This window comes from Wenjunlia vitaminophila DSM 41686 (assembly GCF_000380165.1).
GTDB classification, from domain to species: Bacteria; Actinomycetota; Actinomycetes; order Streptomycetales; family Streptomycetaceae; genus Wenjunlia; species Wenjunlia vitaminophila.
In genome coordinates this window covers 1-21348 of the sequence record NZ_KB904689.1, presented here as the reverse complement: position 1 = coordinate 21348, position 21348 = coordinate 1, and the positions used below count along the sequence as shown (strand labels likewise).

21 protein-coding genes are annotated in these 21348 nt (G+C 71.8%); all 21 read left to right on the top strand.

The genetic code is table 11. The features are described from left to right. Positions 1 to 108 precede the first annotated feature (108 nt). Positions 109 to 618: a phage terminase small subunit gene (locus A3IG_RS0119455; RefSeq protein WP_244885050.1), complete on the top strand. Its 510-nt coding sequence runs from the start codon at positions 109 to 111 to the stop codon at positions 616 to 618. After that, a complete protein-coding gene (locus A3IG_RS0119450) occupies positions 599 to 2341 on the top strand; it encodes a hypothetical protein (protein ID WP_018385264.1) in 1743 nt (580 codons plus the stop codon). Before A3IG_RS0119455 ends, A3IG_RS0119450 begins: the two co-directional genes overlap by 20 nt. Further along, on the top strand, positions 2338 to 3768 hold the full coding sequence (locus tag A3IG_RS0119445; RefSeq protein WP_018385263.1) for a phage portal protein: 1431 nt from the start codon (positions 2338 to 2340) through the stop codon (positions 3766 to 3768). Before A3IG_RS0119450 ends, A3IG_RS0119445 begins: the two co-directional genes overlap by 4 nt. Beyond that, complete coding sequence (locus A3IG_RS0119440; protein WP_040911933.1) at positions 3749 to 4522, top strand: VG15 protein; 774 nt, start codon at positions 3749 to 3751, stop codon at positions 4520 to 4522. Before A3IG_RS0119445 ends, A3IG_RS0119440 begins: the two co-directional genes overlap by 20 nt. 57 nt (positions 4523 to 4579) lie before the next feature. Continuing rightward, positions 4580 to 5173 carry a hypothetical protein gene (locus A3IG_RS0119435; protein ID WP_018385261.1) on the top strand — a complete coding sequence of 198 codons (594 nt, stop codon included), beginning with the start codon at positions 4580 to 4582 and terminating at the stop codon, positions 5171 to 5173. Positions 5174 to 5188: 15 nt separating this feature from the next. Then, on the top strand, positions 5189 to 6157 hold the full coding sequence (locus A3IG_RS0119430; RefSeq protein WP_018385260.1) for a phage major capsid protein: 969 nt from the start codon (positions 5189 to 5191) through the stop codon (positions 6155 to 6157). Continuing rightward, positions 6157 to 7188 (top strand): glycosyltransferase family 4 protein, encoded by a 1032-nt coding sequence (locus tag A3IG_RS0119425; RefSeq protein WP_018385259.1) that lies wholly within the window; start codon positions 6157 to 6159, stop codon positions 7186 to 7188. Before A3IG_RS0119430 ends, A3IG_RS0119425 begins: the two co-directional genes overlap by 1 nt. A 14-nt stretch (positions 7189 to 7202) precedes the next feature. After that, entirely contained in the window at positions 7203 to 7616 is a 414-nt protein-coding gene (locus tag A3IG_RS0119420; RefSeq protein ID WP_018385258.1) for a hypothetical protein, read from the top strand. Continuing rightward, positions 7616 to 7996, top strand: coding sequence for a hypothetical protein (locus A3IG_RS0119415; protein WP_026220434.1), 381 nt, complete (start codon positions 7616 to 7618; stop codon positions 7994 to 7996). Before A3IG_RS0119420 ends, A3IG_RS0119415 begins: the two co-directional genes overlap by 1 nt. A 9-nt stretch (positions 7997 to 8005) precedes the next feature. Beyond that, positions 8006 to 8323: an HK97 gp10 family phage protein gene (locus tag A3IG_RS0119410; protein WP_026220433.1), complete on the top strand. Its 318-nt coding sequence runs from the start codon at positions 8006 to 8008 to the stop codon at positions 8321 to 8323. Further along, positions 8323 to 8724 (top strand): hypothetical protein, encoded by a 402-nt coding sequence (locus A3IG_RS0119405; RefSeq protein ID WP_018385255.1) that lies wholly within the window; start codon positions 8323 to 8325, stop codon positions 8722 to 8724. The genes A3IG_RS0119410 and A3IG_RS0119405 overlap by 1 nt, the downstream gene beginning before the upstream one ends. A 71-nt stretch (positions 8725 to 8795) precedes the next feature. After that, on the top strand, positions 8796 to 9383 hold the full coding sequence (locus A3IG_RS0119400; RefSeq protein ID WP_018385254.1) for a phage tail tube protein: 588 nt from the start codon (positions 8796 to 8798) through the stop codon (positions 9381 to 9383). Between the two features lie 86 nt (positions 9384 to 9469). Continuing rightward, positions 9470 to 9976 carry a hypothetical protein gene (locus A3IG_RS0119395; RefSeq protein WP_018385253.1) on the top strand — a complete coding sequence of 169 codons (507 nt, stop codon included), beginning with the start codon at positions 9470 to 9472 and terminating at the stop codon, positions 9974 to 9976. A gap of 74 nt (positions 9977 to 10050) precedes the next feature. Further along, positions 10051 to 10374: a hypothetical protein gene (locus tag A3IG_RS0119390; protein ID WP_078500703.1), complete on the top strand. Its 324-nt coding sequence runs from the start codon at positions 10051 to 10053 to the stop codon at positions 10372 to 10374. Positions 10375 to 10390: 16 nt separating this feature from the next. Next, positions 10391 to 15580: an aggregation-promoting factor C-terminal-like domain-containing protein gene (locus A3IG_RS34820; RefSeq protein WP_018385251.1), complete on the top strand. Its 5190-nt coding sequence runs from the start codon at positions 10391 to 10393 to the stop codon at positions 15578 to 15580. A 10-nt stretch (positions 15581 to 15590) separates the two neighbouring features. Further along, the gene (locus A3IG_RS0119380) at positions 15591 to 17843 is read left to right on the top strand and encodes a hypothetical protein (protein WP_018385250.1); all 2253 of its coding nucleotides are present in this window, start codon (positions 15591 to 15593) and stop codon (positions 17841 to 17843) included. A gap of 69 nt (positions 17844 to 17912) precedes the next feature. After that, positions 17913 to 18953, top strand: a complete 1041-nt coding sequence (locus A3IG_RS0119375) for a DUF5047 domain-containing protein (protein ID WP_244885049.1) — start codon at positions 17913 to 17915, stop codon at positions 18951 to 18953. After that, complete coding sequence (locus A3IG_RS0119370) at positions 18953 to 19681, top strand: hypothetical protein (RefSeq protein ID WP_018385248.1); 729 nt, start codon at positions 18953 to 18955, stop codon at positions 19679 to 19681. Before A3IG_RS0119375 ends, A3IG_RS0119370 begins: the two co-directional genes overlap by 1 nt. 7 nt (positions 19682 to 19688) lie before the next feature. Beyond that, positions 19689 to 20300: a hypothetical protein gene (locus A3IG_RS0119365; RefSeq protein ID WP_018385247.1), complete on the top strand. Its 612-nt coding sequence runs from the start codon at positions 19689 to 19691 to the stop codon at positions 20298 to 20300. A gap of 71 nt (positions 20301 to 20371) precedes the next feature. Next, a complete protein-coding gene (locus A3IG_RS30470; protein WP_018385246.1) occupies positions 20372 to 21121 on the top strand; it encodes an N-acetylmuramoyl-L-alanine amidase in 750 nt (249 codons plus the stop codon). A gap of 2 nt (positions 21122 to 21123) precedes the next feature. After that, positions 21124 to 21348 (top strand): hypothetical protein (locus A3IG_RS0119355; protein ID WP_018385245.1); only part of this gene is annotated, 225 nt, incomplete at its 3' end.

Sequence of the window (21348 nt, the reverse complement as noted above, 5' to 3'; positions counted from 1 at the left end):
CCTGGGGGGATACCCCTCCCCTCGTGATCACAGCCATCGGGGCCGTATAGCACCTGACTGTCTGTACGGGTTCCCTAGGGCGCCCGTCCCCGCCGTCAGCTCTCGCGCGTGCCCTGGAGGCGTGCGGTGCCGTCGCTGCCTCTTCGCCCGCTGCGTGCCCTGGTGGCGCGCCTGACCCTGGAGGTCGCCATGGGCGCACACGGACCTATCCCCAAGCGCTCAGAGGAGCGCCGCCGACGCAACCGCGACGACGTCGCTCCTGTTCAGGCCCCTGCGGGGGCGCCCCTGGATCTGCCCGAGCTGCCGGACCCTGATCCGCTGTGGCACGCGATCGCCGCCGACTGGTACCTGTCCTTGCGGCGGTCGGGGCAGGCCGCGTTCTACGAGCCGTCAGACTGGGCGATGGCCCGGTACGCGGCCGAGCTGATGTCGCGGGTGCTGCTGTCGCCGGTGACGAACGGGCAGCTCATCTCCGCGCTCGACTCGGTGATGGCGCGGCTGTTGACGACCGAGGGCGACCGCCGGCGTGCCCGGATCGAGTTGGAGCGAAAGCCGCCCGGCTCGAGGCTGGCCGCGGTGAAGCCGCTGGACGCCTACCGTGATCTCGCCGGAGGCTGAGGAGAAGGTCCCGGAGCTCGTCGAGCCGTTCACGCTCGGGCCGACGTGGCGGCGCGGCCCGGACGGTCGGTTCCTGCTGCCGGAGTACACACTGGGCTGGCAGTGCCTGGCCTGGGCCTCGATGTATCTCCAGCACTACGCCGGGAGGCCGTGGCTGTACACCTCCGAGCAGGCCCGGCTGACGCTGTGGTGGTACGCGATGGATCCGGTGACGAACCGGTTCCTGTGGCGGGACGGAGTGATCCAGCGGCTGAAGGGCTGGGGCAAGGACCCGCTGATCGCCACCTGGAGCGCGTTCGAGTTCGTCGGACCATGCCGGTTCGGCGAGGTCGCCGACGAGGGCAACGAGTGGGGCGTCCCGGCCGGGCAGCCGATGGGCGTGCAGCATCCGGCAGCGTGGGTGCAGATCGCCGCGGTGTCGCAGGACCAGACGCGGAACACGATGACCTTGTTCCCGTCGATCTTGACGACGCGGGCGATCGAGGAGTACCGGATCGACCTCGGTAAGGAGATCATCTACGCCGACAGGGGCCGGGCTCGGATCGAGGCTGTCACCAGCTCACCGCGGGCTCTCGAAGGTGGGCGACCGACGGCCGTCAACATGGGCGAGACCCACCACTGGGTGGAGTCGAACGGTGGCCACGAGATGGCGGCCGTGATCGAGCGCAACGCCACCAAGTCGGCGGACGGCCAGGCGAGGACGCTGGCGAACACCAACGCGTACGAGCCAGGCGAGGACAGTGTCGCCGAGCGGACGCGGGAGGCGTTCGAGTCGGCGGAGGCCGGCCGGGCGGCCGACACGGGCCTGTTCTATGACTCGTTGGAGGCCCCGGCCGAGGCGAAGTTGACGCCGGAGTGGATCGGGCCGACGCTGCGCGCGGTGCGCGGGGACTCGGTGTGGTTGGACATCGACCGGTTGACGGCGTCGATCCTCGATGTCCGCAACCCGCCGAGCCGCAGCCGCCGGTTCTGGTTCAACCAGATCGTCGCGGCGGAAGACGCCTTCCTCGCCCGGTACGAGTGGGACGCCAACCCGCACGACGGCCTGGCGCTCGACGAGGGCGACGAGCTGGTGCTCTTCTTCGATGGCTCCAAGAGCGACGACGCGACCGGCCTGGTGGCCTGCCGCATGTCGGACGGCCTGGTGAGCACGCTGGGCGTGTGGCAGCGGCCAGCGGGATGGCCGGAGGGCCGACCGTGGCGGGTGCCGCGCGAGGAGGTCGACGGGGTCGTGGAGAGCACGTTCGCGCGGTACCGGCCGGTGGCGTTCTTCGCCGACCCAGGGTCCGGGCACGACGACGCGGACGGGGAGCGGTACTGGGATGGCTACATCGACGACTGGGCGCAGCGGTACGGGCAGCGGTTGAAGCTGAAGGCGGTGGCGTCCGGGCCGCGGCAGCACGCGGTGCTGTGGGACATGCGTGACCCGAAGCATCAGCCGATCTTCACGGAGGCGGTGGACCGGTTCTACCGGGACGCGCTGGAGCGGCAGGTGCCGCACGACGGGCATCGGGTGCTGCGGCAGCACATCGCGAACGCTCGGCGGCGTACGAACCGGTGGGGCTACACCATCGGCAAGGAGCATCGCGAGTCAGCCCGGAAGATCGACCTGGCGGTGTGTGCGATCGGGGCGCGGATGCTGCGCCGGATGGTCCTGAACAGCCCGACGTGGGCGAAGCGATCCCGGGCCCGAGGCAAGGGGAGGGTGGTGGTGCTGCGGTGACGACTCCGACTCTGCCCCGGCTGAGCCTGTCGGACGACGAGCAGCGGGTCGCGGCGCGGCTGCGCAGCGAGCTGCTGGCGTGCCGCCCGCACCTGGAGCTGCTGGACGCCTACCACAACGGCAACCAGCTCATCCGCGACCTCGGCATCAGCATCCCGCCGCAGCTCAAGGGCCTGCACACGGTGATCGGCTGGCCGGCCATCGCCGTCGACGCGCTGGAGTCCCGCCTGGATCTGGAAGCGTTCCGGTGGGCTGACAGCGCGGACGCCTCCGAGCTCGAGGCGATCGCGGAGGCCAACGACTTGTTCGACGAGGCGTCGCTGGCGCACACCGATGCGCTGACCTACGGCCGCGAGTACGTGACGGTCGGGTCGCCGGACGAGGACACCGAGCAGCCGATCATCACGTACGAGTCGCCGCTAGACATGACCCTGGACTGGGACGCTCGCCGCCGTGTGGTCCGGTCGGCGCTGCGGGAGTCCACCGACTGCGACGCCTGGGGTCTGGGCCCGGACGAGCGGATCACCACTCTGTACCTGCCGGACCAGACGATCACTGCTGTCCAGGCAGGCGGCGGCTGGGAGGTACTGGACCGCGACGAGCACGGCCTGAACATGGTGCCGGTCGTGCGGCTGGCGAACCGGCAACGCACCGGGGACCGCCGGGGCCGCTCGGAGATCACGACCGAGGTCATGTCGATCACGGACGCGGCGTGCCGCCGGCTGATGGGCATCGAAGTCGCGGCCGAGTTCTTCGGCGCTCCTGCCCGCTACATCCTCGGCGCCAGCGAGTCCGCGTTCCAGGATGCCGAGGGCAACACCAAGAGCGCCTGGGAGACGTACATCGGCCGGGTGCTGGCGCTGGAGCGGGACGAGGACGGAAACGTCCCGACGGTCGGCCAGTTCGTCGCCCATGACCCGTCCGGGCAGACCGCGATCATCGACCTGTACGCGCGGATCATGGCCGCGCAGCTCGGAGTCCCACCGCACTTCCTCGGCTACACCAGCGACAATCCGGCGAGCGCGGACGCGATCCGGTCCAGCCAGGACATGCTGGTGAAGAAGGCGGAGCGTCGCATCAGGCGGTTCTCCGTGGGGCACCGTGCCTCGATGCGCCTCGCGCTGTGGATGCGCGACGGAGAGGCGCCGGACCCGGCGAGGCGCATCGAGTGCGTGTGGCGCAACCCAGCGACGCCGACGATCGCCGCCCAGACGGACGCCGCGGTGAAGATGGTCCAGGCCGGGCTGCTGCCGCCCGACTCCGAGGTGGCGCTGGAGATGGCCGGGCTGACGGAGGACCAGCGGCGCCGGGTCGCCGTCGAGCGGCGACGGGCCCGCGGGGCGCAGACCCTGGACCGGCTGCTCCAGGTCGCCGACGGCCTCGACGGCGGGGGGCCGGAGGTGGCCGGTGTCGACAGTGGTCTCTGACGGCGGTGACGCGGCTCGGCGGCAGCGGGCCGCGCAGCGGGGGCTGACGCGGCTGCTGGTGCGTGACATGCGCCGGCTGCGCCGCCTGATCATCCCGTCCCGGCTTGAGGCGTCGGTGCCTCCGTGGATCGACGCGGTGCGGGCGCTGGTGGACCAGTATGGGCAGGCGTCCGCTGCGCTGGCCGCGGACTTCTACGACGCGGAGCGGGTGGCGGCCCGGGTGACCGGGACCTTCACGGTGCCGCTGGTGACCGCGCCCCCCGACGGGCAGGTGGACAGCAGTCTGCGGTGGGCGACGAAGGACCTGTGGTCGCGGGACCCGGACGACCCGGCGACCACCGAGGCGCAGCGGCAGCCGATGGACGTGCGGCTCCACCAGGCAGAGAAGAAGGCCGAGGTCGTGGCGCAGAAGTTGGTCGCGGGCCAGGGCCGCGGCACCGTCCAGGAGGCGGTCCGGAGGGACCGGCAGGCGGTCGGCTGGGCGCGCACGGCGGCGCTCGGGGCGTGCGCGTTCTGCAAGCTCCTCGCCACCCGCGGCGCGGTCTACAAGCAGGACACCGCCGACTTCCGGGCGCACGACGGCTGCCACTGCGGTGTCCTCCCGATCTTCCGCGGACAGCGGTTCGAGCTGTCCGCGAAGGCCAAGGAATGGGAGCGGCTGTACCGGGAGTACGCCGCAGGCCACTCCGGAGACCAGCTCGCCCGCTTCCGGCGCGCGCTGGACGAGCACGGGCTGCTGCCCGTCGCTCGCTGACCCATCACGGCCGCCCAGGAGGCGGTCTCATCACAGCCCCAGGAGGGCGACACAGCCATGCCTGACGAGCCGATCGAGCCTGCCCCGCAGCCTGAAATCCCCGCGCCCGCCCCAGAGACGCCCCCCGATCCGCCCGCGACGGCGGACCCGTGGGATAACCCGGCGGCGGCCCGTCGGGAGATCGAGAAGCTGCGCCGGGAGGCCGCGAAGTACCGCACGGCCGCGAAAGAGCTGGAGCCGCTCGCCGCCAAGGCCCGGGAGGCCGAGGAGGCGCAGAAGACGGAGGCCGAGCGTCTGTCCGGGCAGCTCGCCGAGGCGCAGAAGCGCACAGCGGCGATCCAGCAGCGGGCCGTACGGGCCGAGGTGAAGGCCCTGGCGGCGACCGACTTCGCGGACCCGGAGGACGCGCACGCGTTCCTCGACCTGGACTCCTACGCCGACTCCGGCGGCGAGATCGACGCCGACCGCATCCGGGAGGACCTCGCCGAGCTGCTGAAGCGCAAGCCGCACCTCGCCAAGACCCCGGAAGGGCCGCGTCGTCCGGCGCCGGACCGCACCCAGGGCTCCTCGGGCAACGGCAACCGATCCCCATCTGACCCGGCGACGACGTTCGCCGCCTTCCTGAAGCAGGGCCTCGAACGGGGCCGCTGAGAGAGGTAGCCCCTGATGGCAGCCACCAACCCGATCAAGCTGAGCGCGGTCGATCCCGTCTTCCTGCCGGAGACGCTGGTCGGCCCGATCTTCGAGAAGTCCGTCGAAGGCTCCGCAGTGATGAGCCTCGCGCGGCCGGTGCCGCTGAGCATGACCGCGAACACGGCCGTGCCGGTGCCGCTCGACGTGCCCACCGCGGACTGGGTGTCCGAGGGTGGCCGCAAGCCGCTGTCCAGCGGCGGCGTCGAGGTCAAGCAGATGTCCGGGAAGAAGATCGCCGTGCTGGTTCCGGTGAGCATGGAGGTTGCGAACAGCAACGCGGCCGGCCTGTGGACGCAGCTCCAGCGTGATCTGCCGACCGCGTTCGCCCGCGCCTTCGACATGGCGACGATCCACGGCAAGAACATGAAGGGCGGGACCGGGCCCTTCGTCGACTACCTCGCCGCGACGACGAAGACGGTCACGCTGGGCACGACCGCGCAGAACCAGGGTGGCATCTGGGGTGACTTCGTGGCCGGCATGGAGGAGATCATCGACGACGACTGGGACTACACCGGGACCGTCGCCGACAACCGGCTGAAGCCCAAGCTCCTCGCGGCCACGTCGACCACGGGTGAGCCGCTGTTCGTGGCGACGCGCCAGCCCGGTGCCGGGACGGGTGCCGCGCTCCAGGGCGAGCTGATCGGCGAGCCGATCGCCTACTCTCGCAGCGTGTCGGGGAAGCTCCGCCGCCAGTCCACGAGCACCGACTCGGGGCTGCGCGCGATCGGCGGGGACTGGTCGCAGGCCGCCTACGGCGTCGGCATGGACATCTCCATCAAACTGTCCCGCGAGGCGACGTACATCGACGAGGACGGCGGCGTGCACTCGGCGTTCCAGGAGAACCTCGTGCTGCTGCTCGCGGAGGCGTACTACGGCTTCGTCCTCGGCGACGCGGAGGCTTTCGTCAAGTTCCTCGGCACGCCCTCCGGGTCGGCTTCCTGATGGCGGTGGCTGTCCCGGCGTCCGCGCCGGGCGGGACGGCCACCCCGCTGCGGATCGTGGCCCGCGTCCACGCCATGCCTCCGCGGCACAACGCGGGCGCCGAGCACATGCTGGTGTCGATGTTGCGCCCGTTGGTCGAGCGGGGGCACGACGTGCAGGTGTGGCTCAGCCGGTACACCGAGGACCGGGAGCCATATGCCTACCAGGGCATCCAGGTGGTGCCGCTGGCCGCGCGGCTGGACTTCGGGGCGGCTGCTCGCCGCGCCGACCTGCTGGTGTCGCACCTGGAGTGTGTGCCGTCGGTCGCCGCGCTGGCGAGGGGCTACGGGCGGCCGATGGTGGTGGTGTGCCACAACACGCATGCAGCGACCTTCCGGAATGCGGCGGCCGGGCAGACGGCGCTCGCCGTGTACAACAGCCAGTGGATGGCCCGGGAGGCGGAGTTGTTCTTCGCCGAGTACCCGCGTGCCGTGCGCCCGGACTCCAGCCTGATCGTGCGCCCGCCGGTGTTCGCCGAGGAGTACCGCACGCGGCCCGGCGACGCGGTTACGCTGGTCAACTGCAACCCGGAGAAGGGCGGAAGGGTCCTGGAGGCCCTGGCCCGGCGGATGCCGGACACGCAGTTCCTCGCGGTGCGCGGCGCCTACGGCGAGCAGATCCTGCCGGACCTGCCGAACGTCGAGATCGTCGAGCACGTGCCGGGGGACGAGATGCGGGGGCGCGTCTACGGCCGCACGCGGGTGCTGCTGATGCCCTCCAGCTACGAGTCGTGGGGCCGGGCGGGCGTCGAGGCGCTGGCCAGCGGTATTCCCGTCGTCGCGCATCCCACGCCCGGGCTCGCCGAGAGCCTCGGGGAGGCCGCCGTGTTCGTGGACCGCAACGACCTCGACGGCTACGAGGCGGTGCTCCGGCGTCTGGCGGACCCCGCTGAGTACCGGCTCGCCGCAAAGCGGGCCCGCGCCCGCTCCCGCGAACTCGACCCCACCGGCGACCTGGCTGCCTGGTGCGCGGCGGTGGAGTCCCTGACTTGACGGGAGGTTCCGCGATGGCGTTCACCGCGCCAACGGCCGAGGACCTGGCTCTGTACCTGGGCCTGACCGAGATCGACGGTGCGCGGGCGGACTTGCTGATCTCACAGGCTGTGGCCCTGTGCGAGACGGTAGTCCGGCCGCTGCCGGACCAGGCCACCGCAGTGGTCCTATCGGTCGCCGGCCGCGCCTACGTCAACCCCCAGCAGATCACCTACGAGACGATCGGCCCCATGTCGGTTCAGCGGCCGTCCGGATCGGGCGGCCTGTACCTGACGAAGAACGACAAAGCGGCGTTGAAGAGCCTGGCGGGCCGCGGCGGCGCGTTCACCGTCGACCCGACGCCGGCTGGCGCGGATTCGTCGCCGACGTGGCCGCCCAGCCTCGACCCGTGCGCCCCCCGGTGGGGTCCGGGTTGGGGGTGGGGCTGATGCCGGCGCCGTACCCGTACGGGGAGACCGTGACGGTGGTGCGGCGGGAGCCGGTCCTCGGTCCGGACGGGCGGCCGATGCGGGACGACCGCGGGCAGCCGGTCCTCGGGTCACCGCAGGAGATTCCGATGCACGGGTGCGTGGTCACCCCGCGGCAGGAGCTGCCGCAGGTGGGCGGCGCGGAGCAGCAGGCGAGGGACATGGTGATCGTCGGCTGGACGGTGTACGCGCCTCCCGGGTCGGAGGTGCGCACCACGGACCAGGTGCGGATCCGGGGCGTGGTGTGCGAGGTCACGGGCGAGCCCGGCGACTGGCGGCAGAACGTGTTCACCGGGACGCGGGGGCCGGTGCAGTTCGCCGCGGACCGGGTGACGGGCTGAGGAGGTGCCATGGCGACGCGGTTCCGTATGAAGAGGAAGGGCGTCGGGGAGTTGCTGCGGTCGCCGATGATCGAGGCGGAGATGCGGCGCCGCGGCGAGGTCATCCGGGACGCGGCGGTGGCGATCTCGCCGGTCGGTACTGCGGCGTGGGACCTGCACCCGGGGCTGTACAAGGCGTCGTGGCACGTCAGCACGCACCGGCGTCGGGACCGCGCGGTGGCCGTGGTGTGGAACGGCACGCCGTACGCGCGGTGGGTGGAGTACGGCACCGAGCGGGTGCCCGCGCACCACGTCCTGCTGCGCGCGGCGCTGGCCGGGGTCCGGTGATGGCTGCCCCGGTGGGGTCGGTGGACGTCGAGGTGCTGCTGATCGACTGGCTTCAGGGGCGCCTCGGGGCCGGCGTGGTCGTCCGCGACGAGCTGGACAACCGCCTCCTCGAGGAGCTGCCGACCGTGCAGGTCGAGGAGCTCCCTGGGACGGACGACGGGCTACGGCTGTCCCGCGCCATGGTCGACATCAACGTCTACGCCGCGTCGCGCCAGCAAGCGCGTGATCTGGCCGCGCAGGTGCACAGGCTGCTGCTGGGTGCCCTGCGTGGTTCGGCGACGGATGCGGCGGTCGTGGGCCGCGTGGCCGCAGTGACCACACCGGCGCCGCGGCCGTACGAGAACACGGCCCTGCGGCGCCGCGGGGCCACCTACGAGATCTATCTGCACCCGGTCCACTGAGGCCCGGGGTGGGCCCGCGCCGGGACCCATTCGGAGCCCGTGCGCGGGCTGAGTATGTCTGGAGACACATCATGGTGACGATCGCCCGCGCCGCTGATCTGACGGTCATCGGCGCCAACGGCGGCGGCTGGACGGCCACAGCGGGCACCGCTGCGCCGGCGACGCCGGAGACGCAGCCGGCCACCCCGTGGCTGGCCCTCGGCGCGATCAGCGACGACGGCCTGGTCTACGGGTTCGACGAGGAGTCGCAGCAGTTCACCCCGTGGGGCCTCACCTCGCCGTTCAGGACGACGATCACCCAGTCGATCCGCACGTTCCAGGTGACGCTGTGGGAGACCGCCAGGGTGGCCGTGCAGAGCCTCATGTTCCGGCTGCCCGAGGCCGACCTCCAGCCCGATGGCACCGGGCTGACCAAGTTCGCGGAGACCGCGTCGCCGGAGCCGGACCGCCGCGCGTTCTGGTTCGTCGTCCTCGACGGGGCGACCACGAGGGGCTTCTACGTCCCGCAGGGAGAGATCACCGACCGCTCGGACGTCACGTTCAAACAGGACGAGATGAGCGGGTACCAGATCACGGTCACCGCGTACCCGGACGACGCCGGCAACACGGTGTACCACCAGGACAAGGTGCCGGTAACGCCTGCCGAGCCGTCCTCGTGAGCTGGTGGGTGGGCTGCGGATCGTGGCGCGGGCCCAGCCCACCCACCACCCCCCTTCCCCGCGCCGCGACCTGAAGAGCCCGCGCAGTGGACGACGCCACCCGGGTCGATTCCCACGGGGAACCGATCAGCGGCCTGTGCTTCGACGACCTGCACGACCAGTGCGAATGGCCGACTGCCCCTTCCTTCCCTCTCTACTGCTCGTGCTCCTGCCACGAGAGAAAGGCCCGCGCCATGACCAGCACCACCGACACCGAGCCGGAGCCGTCGGCCGCCGAGGCCCAGGAGATCGAGGCCGCGGCCGAGACGTGGGTGACCGTGCCGCTCGCCGGCTACAACGGCGACACCCAGGAAGTGCGCTGCCACCCGCCGACCCGGTGGCGGGCGTCGGCGATCCGCGCTCTCAACCAGGGCCAGTTCGACGTGTTCATGAGCCTGGTGCTGCACGAGGACGACTACGACACGTACGTGGAACTCGACCCCACCGCCGAGGAGATCGGGCAGCTCGCCGAGGTCGCCGGTCGGCTCCAAGGCGAGGCCCTGGGGAAATCCGGTGGACGGCGCAGGTCCTCGAGGAGCACGCGGAAGCGGTAGAAGCCGACCTGCTGGAGCGCGGCATCGACGTCCTGGACGTGCACCGCGGTCGGATGTCGTGGCGGCGGCTGCGGGTGCTGATCGAGCACCTGCCGGCCGAGTCCGCCACCATGACCGCGCTCCGGAACTCGACCCCGACTGAGGAACTCGAGCGACTGGGCCGCACGGCCGAGCCGGAGCGAGGACGTTGGTCCCGTCTCGAGGACCTTGTGGCTCTCGGGGTCGACATTCAGCGGCAGGCGCTGCACGCGTTCCTGCTGGCCAACCACGGCAAGGGGCCGAAACCTCAGGCGCCGGACCCGATTCGGCGCCCAGGGGTCTCCCGCAAGGAGCAGCCGAAGAGGGAGCCGCTGTCGGGCGCTGACGCCGAGCGGCTGTTCGCACTGATCAATGGGTGAGCGGAGGTGAGTCCTAGTGGCGATCTCCGTGGGCTCGGTCGAGGTCGACATCGTCCCGAACACCCGGGGCATCTATGGCCACCTCCGCAGCGCGCTGGTGCCGGCAGCGACCAAGGCCGGCCGCGACGCTGGCGACGCGGCCGGCCGCGCGTTCGGCCCGGCGATGCGGCAGCAGATCGCCGGCCTCGGCCTGTCGATCGGGCAGCAGATCGGGCAGCAGATCGCCGTCCAGATCACGGCCGCGGTGCGCAATGCGCTGCGGCAGGGGGTCACCCAGGGGGCCCGGACAGCGCGCCCGGCGGCCGTCCGCGGTGGCGAGCAGGCCGGCGGCGCGTTCGCCCGCGCCGCCCGGGCTCGCATCGAGGCGGCGTTCCGGTCCCTGCCCGACGTCACCATCGGAGCCAACACGGCCGAGGCCGACGCCGACATTCAGGCGCTGCGGACCCGGCTGGAGGCGCTCTCCGGGCAGCGCATCGGCGTCGACATCGACGCGGCCGACGCCCGCGCCCAGATCGAGGAGATCGACGCCGAGCTCCACCGCCTAGGGGCAGCCCACCCGAATGTCACGGTGCGGGCGGATACCGCCAGGGCGCGGGCCGAGCTCGCGGCGCTGAAGGCGGAGATCGACCGGATCTCCGCCGACCCCACCCGAGTGCGCGTCGAGACCGACGGGACCTTCGGGCAGCGGCTGCGCGCGGCGGTGCAACAGGCCGAGGCATCCCTGCCGAACATCAACATCGACGCCGACACTTCCGAGGCGGCGGCGCGGATCGCGAACCTGCGGGCGCAGCTCACCGCCCTGCGCGACCAGCGGATCGGCATCGACATCGACGCCGCGACCGCCCTCGCCAAGGTCGAGGACATCCAGGCCCGCCTCCAGCGGCTCTCCGCGTCCGATGTCGACGTGGCGGTCCGGGTGGACGCCGCGGCGGCAACGGCCCAGCTCGCCCAGGTCCGGGCGATGGTGGCCGCGCTGGACGGCAAGAAGGCCGACGTCCGCATCGACACCTCCGGGGCGCTTCGAGCCCTGCTGCAACTGTCGGTGGCGCTCCTGGCGGTTCCGGCGATCCCCGCGATCCCGGTGATCGCGGCCGGCCTCGGGTCGGTCACGGCCGCGGCCACCGCGGCAGCCATCGGCGTGGGCGCGCTCGCCGCCGTCGCGGTCCCGGCAATCATGGACATCGCCAAGGCCCTCCAGGCCCAGAAAGCGGCGCGCGATGCGGCGACCACGGCCGATGCGAAGGGCGAGCACACCGCAGCGCAGGCCGCCGCCCGCGACCAGCGGCGGGCCCTTCAGATGTCCGGCGCCCAGGCGGCGTTGGCCACGGCGCACCGCACGGCAGCCCGCCAGGTCCGTAACGCCCAGCGCGCCGTCGCCGACGCGGTCCAGCAGGCCGCAGACGCCCACGAGCGCGCGACGGCCCAAGCCGAGCGCGCTCAGCAGGCGGTCGCCGACGCGGTCCGGCAGGCCGCCGACCGGCAGCGGGATGCCGCGGCCCGCGTCGCCCAGGCCGAACGCGGGCTGCGAGACGCGCAGGTCGACGCCCGGCAGGCCCAACAGAACCTGACGCAGGCGCGCCGGGACGCCGCCCAGCAACTCCAAGACATGGAACTGCGGCTCGCCGGAGCACAGCTCGCAGAGCGGGACGCCGTGCTGGGGGTGCAGCGGGCCCACGAGCGCCTCACCGAGGCGCAGCGGCAGGGCTCCGGCGCGTCGCGCCTGGACCGGGAGGAGGCGCAGCTCGCCTACGACCAGGCGGTGCAGCGCCTCGCCGAGCAGCGGCGCGAGACCGAGCGCCTCGCCGCGGAGAAGCGGGACGCTGACCGTGCGGGCGTGGAGGGCTCGGACGCGGTCCGGGGGGCGCAGGATCGGCTCGCGGACGCCCAGCAGGGAGTCCGGGACCAAGCTGCCGCAGTCGCTGAGGCGCAGCGGGAGCAGGCTCGGACGGCCGCCGAAAGCGCCCAGGCGGTCGCTGAGGCGCAGCGCGCCGTGGTGGAGGCGCAGGCTGAGGCTCGGCGCGCCCAGGCTGACGGCGCGGAGGCGATCCGCCGGGCTGAGGAGGCGCTGGGCGAGGCACGGGTGACCGCGGCGGACTCGGTGGCGTCGGCGCAGCGGCAGGTGGCCTCCGCGGAGATGGAGACGGTGGGCGCGGCGGACCAGGCCGCCGTGGCCCAGGCGAAGTACGACGCGGCGCTCGCGGCGTTGTCTCCGTCGGCGCGGACGACGTTCGACGCGCTCATGGACCTCAAGGCGGGATTCGGCGACTGGTCGAAGAGCCTCCAGCCGGACGTCATGCCCCTGTTCACCCGAGCCCTGGACGGCCTGCGGGACTCGCTGCCGGCTCTGACCCCGCTGGTGCACGAGGCGGCGGAAGGGGTCGGCGAGGTGCAGGACCGGGCGTCCCGCGGCTTCGACAAGCCGTGGTGGCAGACCTTCCGCCGCGACCTGACCGACTCGGTCCGACCGGCGATCGTCGGCGTCGGGACGGCGTTCGGGAACGTCTTCAAGGGCATGATGGGCGTGGTCGGCGCGTTCCTGCCGCACATGGACTCGATATCCGAGACCATGCAGCGGATCACCGGGCGTTTCGCCAATTGGGGCGTCGGGTTGCGGGGTAGCCCGGGATTCGAGCGGTTCCTGGAGTACAGCGCTGAGCAGGCCCCCATCGTCGCCGAATTCCTCGGCGACATCGGCCATTCTCTGTTCGAGGTGGCGCACGCTCTGGAGCCGTTGTCCGGGCCGGTGATGGAGGTTCTGGGGGCGATAGCGCGCGGGATAGCGTCCATCGCGGAAACGCTGCCGTGGGTGATTCAGGGCATGTACCTTGCGTTCGTGGCCACGCGTGTGTGGACGCTGGCCATGGTCGTGTTCAACGTGGTTACCCGAGCGAATCCGCTGATGCTGTTGGTCACGGCGATCGTCGCCGTGGTCGCCGCTGTCATCTACGCCTACAAGCGGTGGGGCTGGTTCAGGAAGGGCGTTCAGGCTGCCTGGCACGGTATCCAGGTCGCTGCGGAATTCGCGTGGACTCGTATCCTCAAGCCGGCACTGGAGGGCATCTGGATTGCGCTTCAGGCGGTGGGGAATGCCGCTACGTGGCTGTGGAAGACCATCCTGATGCCTGCGTTCGACGCCATCGGCATCATCGCAAAGACGCTGTTCACCGTGGTGGTGACGCTGGCGCTCGCCCCGATGGTCGTTGCGGTACAGGCCCTGGGGAGCGCCGTGTCCACTCTCTGGGACACAGTAATCGAACCAGTTTTCACGGCGATCGGCGCAGCCGCCACGTGGCTGTGGGAAGAGTCAATCGGTCCCGTGTTCACCGCCATCGGAGATGCCGCCGGCACATTGTGGAAGATGGTCATAAAGCCGGCATTCGAAGGCATCGGCCAAGTCTTCTCGTGGTGGTACACCTACGTCGTCAAGTTCTACTTCGGCCTCGCTGAAGGCGCCCTTGATGCCCTAGGCGATGCATTCGGCTGGCTGCTCGATAAGGCAATCGTTCCTGTTTTCCAGGGAATCCGGGACACCCTCAGTACCGCATGGTCCAAGGGGCTGAGTCCAGTCTTTACGCAAATCAAGACGGCGGTCCGCCTGGTGGGCGACGCATTCAATTCCGCAAAGGAGGCGATCAAGAAAGCCTGGGGCAAGATCAAGGACGTCACCAAGGGGCCCGTAAATTTTGTCATTGGCGCTGTGTACACGCGGGGCATCAAGGCCGTCTGGGACAAAGTCGCTTCCTTCGTGGGTCTTTCGAAGTTGCCAAAGGCACCGAAGCTGCTCGCCGCCGGCGGCACAGTGGGCCCCGGGTGGGGGCCGGCCGCGCCGATGGTCACCTCCCGGCCGACGGCAATCGTCGGCGAGGGGAACCCGCGGCACCCGGAGTACGTCATCCCGACCGACCCGCGGTACCGGCCCAGGGCGCGCGCCCTGTGGGAGGCCGCCGGCACCCAGCTCCTCGCCGACGGAGGCATCATCGGCGGCGCCTGGGACTGGACGAAGGGCGTCGCCGGGACCGTGACGGGGTGGGCGAAGAGCGGCGTCGACTTGATGACGGACCCCGGCAAGGTGTGGGATCGGCTGATCGGGCCGGTCCGCGACCGGATCCGGGACATCGGGTCGTCGCAGTGGGCGCGGATGATCGGCCGCATCCCGACCATGATGATCAGCGGCCTGAAGTCGCGGCTCGTCGACGCCGTGACGAGCTTGCTCGGGTCCAGTGTCGACGGCTGGGTCGGAGAGTGGCTCAACCCGGTGATCGGTGGCCGCTTCGGGACGCGCTTCGGCGCGCGCGGCTCGATGTGGGCCAGCGGCCAGCACACCGGCCTGGACATCGTGGCGCCGACCGGCACCCCGGTGCGGGCGGTCGCCGACGGCTCGATCACCCGAGCAACCTCCGGCGGCTCGTACGGCAAGCACATCGAGATCTCGCATGGGGGGAACCTCTCCAGCCTCTACGCCCACCTGTCCGCGATCGACGCCGACTTCGGGTTCCCGGTGAAGGCCGGCCAGACGATCGGCCGGGTCGGGGCGACCGGCAACGTCACCGGGCCGCACCTCCACCTGGAGGCGCGCCGGGGGCCGCGCGCCGTGGACCCGCTGCCCTACCTCCAGGGCAAGGTCACCGGTCTCGGGTCGCGCAGCCCGGAGGCGGCGCAGCGGTACGCCCGCAGCATCCTGTCCAACTACGGCTGGGGCCGCGACCAGTGGCCCCCGCTGCGGAGGCTGTGGGAGGCCGAGTCGGGGTGGCGGTGGAACGCCCGCAACCCCTCCTCGGGGGCCTACGGCATCCCGCAGTCCCTGCCGGACTGGAAGATGGCCGCGCAGGGGAAGGACTGGCGCACCAACCCGGCCACCCAGATCAAGTGGGGCTTGGGGTACATCCGGGCGCGCCCGGACTACCGGTCGCCGGCGGGCGCCTGGGCGATGTGGCAGTCCCGGTCGCCGCACTGGTACGACTCGGGCGGCTACCTGCCGGAGGGCCTGTCCCTGGCCTACAACGGCACCGGGCGCCCCGAGGCGGTCATCACGCACCAGCAGGAACGGGCGTTGCTGTCGATCGCCGCCAACCGGGCCGCCGCCGCCCCGGACCTGGGCGACCTATCCGTTCACGTCTACGTCGGCGACCGCGAGATCACCGACATCGCCAGGGCCGAGGTGCGCGCCGCGACCGGGCGCCTCGTCTCCACCATCCGAGCACGGTGAGGAGGTAGGTGTGGCGATCCCGGGGAACTTCCTGTCGCCGACGACAGAGACGATCGACCCGAACACCTCCGGGTGGACGTCGCTGCTGAACTGCACGATCAGCCGCGGCACCGGGGGGCGGAGTGGCGACGGGACGCTGCGGCTGACGTCGGTGGCGGCCGGGGAGATGCGGGCCCGCACCGTCGCCAGCTACCCGGTGGTCGTCGGCGAGTTGTATTGGACGTTCGCCGACGCCTCGAGCGCGACCTTGCCAGAGCGCATCGGGATCCGGTGGCTCAACGCGGTCGGCGTGGAGATCGGCATCACGTGGTCGCTGACCACCGCCTCGGCGTCAGCATCGTGGCACCGCGTCTCGGTGGCGGGCATCGCCCCGGCGGATACGGCGTCGGCGCAGGTGGTGCTGTCGTCGATGACCCCCGCGGCGCCGGGGGTCGTCCACGCCTTCGAGAACGTGTACCTCGGCTGGCCGCTGCGGTCGACGGGCAACCTGCTCTCGTTCAACGCCGAGTCCGGCGGCGAACTCGACCTCAGCGCCTGGGCGGCCGGCACGAACTGCACGCTCAGCAGAGTTGCGCCGGCGTCGGTGTGGCCGGCGACCTGGTACTACGCCGGCGGCGAGCAGGTGGCGCTCACGGTCACGGCCGCCGGGAACGCGGACGCCGAGTGCGTCGAGCGGCCCGCGGTCACGGCTGGTGTCGACTATGCGGGGTTCGCCTACCTTTCCCCGCCCGGCGCCGGCTCCTCGACGTGGGTGGAGCTGCGATTCTTCGATGGGGCCGGCGTCCTACTGCTGGCCAAACGATCGGTGCTCGCGGCGCCGGGGACGGGTACGTACCGGCAGATCGCGTCGGGGGTGGCTCCCCCAGGCGCGGCCACGGCCGGCCTCGCCGTCGGCATCACCGGCGGCACCGCGGGGCAGGTCGTGCGCACGGAGGGCGCATACGTCGGCACCGTCGCCGTGGCCACGGCCAATCTGGGGCGCACCGGGAACGTGCTGACCCACGAGGACTGGAACTTCGAGCAGGGCGTCGGCCAGTGGGCGGTGGTGTCGGGCCCGGCAGCGATCGCCAGGTCCACCCCGTGGGGCGCGGTCGCCCGGTACGACTCGTACTCCCTCGCGGTCTCCTCGCCGACGATCGGCGCCAGCGTCCTACACTCCGGAACCTACGCGGTGCCGGCGAACGCCGGCGGCCAGTCGTGGCGGATCGCGGTCGTCGCCCAAGTGGGGGCGGGCGGCTGGCAGATCCTCCTCAACGTGCACTGGTGGGACGGCTCGGGCGCGGATCTCGGCGTGACGGCGGGCACGCCCGGCACGATGCCCACCCCCGGCTGGTGGTCGGTCTCCGAAGACCTCACGGCGCCCGAGGGGGCCGCGGAGGCCCGCGTCGAGATCACCCTGACCGCCACGTCGGCAGCGAGCGCCATCAACTTGGACCGGGCGGCGCTGTGGCCGATGTTGCCGCTCACCTCCGTCACCGCCCGGCCGGACTCTGCATCCGTGCAGGTCATCCTTCGCGAGCTGACCGTCGGCGAGACCCTCACGCTGTGGCGCGTCGCTGGCGGCCAGCGCACGCTGGTCCGCGGCCCGGACGGCCTGACCGACCACATGCTCATCCCGTCGGACACGATCGTCATTGAGGACTACGAGGCGCCCCTCGGCGTCCCCCTGACGTACGTGACCGAGCTGTGGAACGTCGACGGGTCTGCGGGCGGCTCGAGAACGTCGGTCCCACCCGTCACCCTCGAGCCGGGCGACGCCAACACAACATGGCTGAAGGATCCGTCGAGGCCACAGCTCAACATGCGGCTGCTGATCCGGCAGGCGCCGGACTGGCAGCAGCCGGTCGAGCAGTCGGTGTTGCGGGTCCGCGGCCGACCCAACGCGGTCATCGTCTCCGACGTGCGCGGGGGCCGGGAGGGCGACCTCGTCCTGTGGACCCAGTCCGACAGCGAACGGGATGCTCTCCGCTACCTGCTCGCCTCGAGCGACGTGCTGCTGTGGCAGTCCCACCCGCGGATGGGCGAGCCGGACGTGTACGTGTCGGTCGGGCAGACGACCGCGGCCCGAGTCACCACGTACGCGCCCGAGCCGTGGCGGGAGTGGACGCTCCCCCTGGTCGAGCAGGACCAGCCGACCGGTGGCCAGTCCGGGTCCGCCGTCTGGACCGTCCAGGACGTCTTGGTGGAGAACGACACCGTTCAGACGGTCCTGGACCGGTACGCGACGGTGATGGACCTCCTGCTCCACCAGCGCACCACGTGAGGGGGTGGCCAGGTGTACCCGCCTCCGAGCGCTCAGTTCCTGCCGGCGCATGCCCAGTCCCACCGCCTCGTGTCCGTGGTCGAGCTGCACCGCACCGACGGCGCCGTGGTACGGCTCCCGCACACCGGCGGGTCGGTGACCGTGGACCGCGGGGCGGCGGTGCGCCGCACATGCACCGTGACCGTCTCGGACACGAGCCTGATCCCCATGACACCCTCAGCGGAGATGGCTATCTGCGGGGCCCGACTGCGGATCCTCCGCGGCATCCAGTACGCGGACGGCACCGTGGAGACGGTGCCGCTGGGGGTGTTCCGCGTCGACTCGGTATCCGGGGATCCGGACTTTGGCCCGGTCGCCATCACCGGATCCGGCCTCGAGGCGATCATCGGAGACGACCGGTTCATGGCCCCGTACTCGACCCGGGCGAACACTGCGGCGGTGACCGCGATCGCTGCGCTGGTGCGGGAGTCGATCCCCGGGATCGTCGTCGTCGCCTCGGTGTCCGACGAGCCGCTGGGGCCGCGCACCTGGGACCGCGAGGCGAACCGGTGGGACGCCGTCCGCGAGCTCGCCACCGCCGTGGGCGCGGACGTGTACGTCGACGCGGACGGCCAGGTCGTGGTCGCCGAACTGCCGGACCTGCTGACGGCGCCGATCGTCTGGTCCGTGGACGCGGGCCCGGGCGGCGTGCTGATCTCCGCGGAGCGCGGCTACTCCCGCGAGGGCATGCACAACGTGGTCGTCGCCTCGGGCGAGAACACCGAGACCGGCTCCGCGCCCGTCTCGGCGACCGCCATGGACGACGACCCCGGCAGCCCGACCTACTACCTCGGGCCGTTCGGACGGGTGCCGCGGTTCTACTCCAGCCCGACGCTCACCACGGTGTCGCTCGCGCAGGGTGCCGCGAACAAGCTGCTGCGGGATTCGGTGAAACTGGCCTCGACCGCAGACATCACCGCGGTGCCGAACCCCTGCCTGGAGCCCGGCGACGTGATCCGGGTGACATACGGCTCCGGCGACCGCGAACTCCACCAGGTGCAGAGCTACACGATCGACCTGGCCGGCGGAAGCTTCACCCTGACCACGATCAGCGCGAAGGAGGACGCCTGATGCCGGGCATCGAGCAGGACTTCGCCGACGCCGTGGCCGCTCTCTCCACGCGCACCGGCACGGCCACGCCGGCGGTGCGCGGATCCGACTGGCAGACGGCCACCGTCACCGCGGTGAGCGGCGACGGCACCGTGGACGTCGGGACCGTCCGGGCGCGCCGGCTCGAGTCGTACACGGCGCCGCAGGTCGGGGACCGGATCATGCTGACCCGGTCGGGGGGCGGAAACTGGGTTGCCGTGGGCCGGTGTGCGGACGCCGGGCCGGCCCTGGGGCTACCGGGAGTCCCCATCTACAAGCCGATCGCCACGGACCGGGCGAACGCCACGACACTGACGGACGACCCCCACCTGACCATGCTCCTTGATCCCGGCACGTGGCTCGTGGAGTTCTGTTTGCTCGTCGGCGCTCCGGCGGATGGACTGATGACGACGGCCTGGGCGGTGCCGCCGGGCGCGACCGGCGTCAAGGCCGTCCAGGGCCCGGGCTCCGGCGCCAGCGACGGCATCGGCGACAACATCCTGATGCGTTCGGGCGCGCACGGCTACACGGGGCCGGTGACGTACGGGCGCCGGACGTCGCCGACCGGGCTGCTGTTGGCGACCGAGTACAGCATCCTCACCACGGCCTCGTCCGGGACGTGCGCGATCCGGTGGGGGCAGGCGACGGCGTCTGCGACGGCGACGCGGATGGGTGCCGGGTCGTGGATGCGCGCCACCAAGATCTCCTAGGAGGATTATGATCACCGACGCCTACGCGCAGGGCTTCGAGTCCCTGGACTACGGCGACGCCCCCGACCTGCGGGTCATGGGCGAAGGACTGCTGGCCATGGTCGGCCAGTGCGTGATGCGGTTCTCCACCGCCTCGGCGCGCAACGCCACACTCACCGCACCGCAGGCCGGCATGACCGTGTTCCTCACCTCCGAGCGGCTGCTGACGGTGTACGACGGCAGCGCGTGGGTGGTCGTAGCGGCCGGCACCAGCACGTGGCAGAACGTGCCACTGGACATGACCAACTGGGCGCACTACACCGCGGTGTTGGGAAACTGGCAGTACCGGGTCGTCAACCTGTTCGGCGAGCCGACGATCATGTTCCGTGGGGGGATCACCCGCGTGACGACCTACCCAGCCAGCCCGCCGTCGCCCATCACGCTGACCAGCACCGCGTTGCCGACCACGGCGCGGCCGACGGCCGTCCGGCCGGTGACCGTCGCCTGCTCCGCGGGCTCATCGGACACGCTGGCGCTGAAGGTCGAAATCACGCCGGGCGGCACCATCGCGGTGTTCGGGATCAGCTCGACGAACAAGCCGCCGTGGGTCAGCTTCAACGGCGTCTTCTGCTCGCTCTGACCTGCTAAATCACCCACCGCCCCGCGCCGCCCGGCCGGGGCGTCGTCATGTCCAGAGAGAGGGGGCCGTCGATGGCCGCTCCGCTGTCCGCTGCCGAGCTGCTCGCCGCACTCAAGGCCGAGGGCCTTCGCGTGATCGAGGTCGGGTCTTGGCGGACCCACAACCGCAACCACAAGGGCGCGTGGGGCCCGGTGCACGGGGTGATGCTCCACCACACGGTGACGTCGGGCACGGCCGCGTCGGTGCGGATCTGCCGGGACGGGTACACCGGGCTGCCGGGCCCNCTGTGCCACGGGGTGATCGACAAGGCCGGCACGGTGCACCTGGTCGGGTACGGCCGCGCGAACCACGCCGGCCTGGGTGACGACGACGTGCTGCGGGCGGTGATCGCCGAGACCGCGCTGCCGCCGGACAACGAGGCGAACACCGACGGCAACGCCAGGTTCTACGGGTTCGAGTGCATCAACCTCGGCGACGGCACCGACCCGTGGCCGGCCGCGCAGGTCGAGGCGATGGTGCGCGCGTCCGCCGCGGTCTGTCGGGCGCACGGCTGGACGGCGCCGAGCGTGATCGCGCACGCCGAGTGGCAGCCCGGGAAGGTGGACCCGCGGGGGGTCAGCATGTCGAGCATCCGGGGCCGGGTGGCCGAGAGGCTGAAGCACGCGCCGTCCTGGTCCCCGACGGCCAAGCCGAAGCCACCCCCGCCCGCGAAGCCGCCGGCCCCGCGCCCGGTACCCACCACCGCGCAGCGACTCGCCGCGCTGGAGAAGAAGGTCACGGCGCTGACCGGGCGGGTCGCCGCCCTCGAGCGGAGGAGCTGACCATGAACCTGTTCGCCAGCTTCATGCGCACGGTGGTGCCGGTGGCCGCCGGCCTGCTGCTCACCCTCGCGGCCCGGGCCGGCTTCGACATGGACGACGCGTCGGTCACTGCGGCGGTGACGGCAGCGCTGACTGCCGGGTACTACGCCGTGTTCCGGCTGATCGAGGAGGCCGCGGGACGGCTCGGTGTGCCGTGGCTGCGGACCCTGGCGGGGGTCGCGCTGGGC

Coding starts and splice junctions, on each gene's coding strand:
- A3IG_RS0119435 (WP_018385261.1), top strand. CDS start 4,580: ATGCCTGACGAGCCGATCGAGCCTGCCCCGCAGCCTGAAATCCCCGCG.
- A3IG_RS0119420 (WP_018385258.1), top strand. CDS start 7,203: ATGGCGTTCACCGCGCCAACGGCCGAGGACCTGGCTCTGTACCTGGGC.
- A3IG_RS0119425 (WP_018385259.1), top strand. CDS start 6,157: ATGGCGGTGGCTGTCCCGGCGTCCGCGCCGGGCGGGACGGCCACCCCG.
- A3IG_RS0119415 (WP_026220434.1), top strand. CDS start 7,616: ATGCCGGCGCCGTACCCGTACGGGGAGACCGTGACGGTGGTGCGGCGG.
- A3IG_RS0119410 (WP_026220433.1), top strand. CDS start 8,006: ATGGCGACGCGGTTCCGTATGAAGAGGAAGGGCGTCGGGGAGTTGCTG.
- A3IG_RS0119400 (WP_018385254.1), top strand. CDS start 8,796: ATGGTGACGATCGCCCGCGCCGCTGATCTGACGGTCATCGGCGCCAAC.
- A3IG_RS0119370 (WP_018385248.1), top strand. CDS start 18,953: ATGCCGGGCATCGAGCAGGACTTCGCCGACGCCGTGGCCGCTCTCTCC.
- A3IG_RS0119365 (WP_018385247.1), top strand. CDS start 19,689: ATGATCACCGACGCCTACGCGCAGGGCTTCGAGTCCCTGGACTACGGC.
- A3IG_RS0119430 (WP_018385260.1), top strand. CDS start 5,189: ATGGCAGCCACCAACCCGATCAAGCTGAGCGCGGTCGATCCCGTCTTC.
- A3IG_RS0119405 (WP_018385255.1), top strand. CDS start 8,323: ATGGCTGCCCCGGTGGGGTCGGTGGACGTCGAGGTGCTGCTGATCGAC.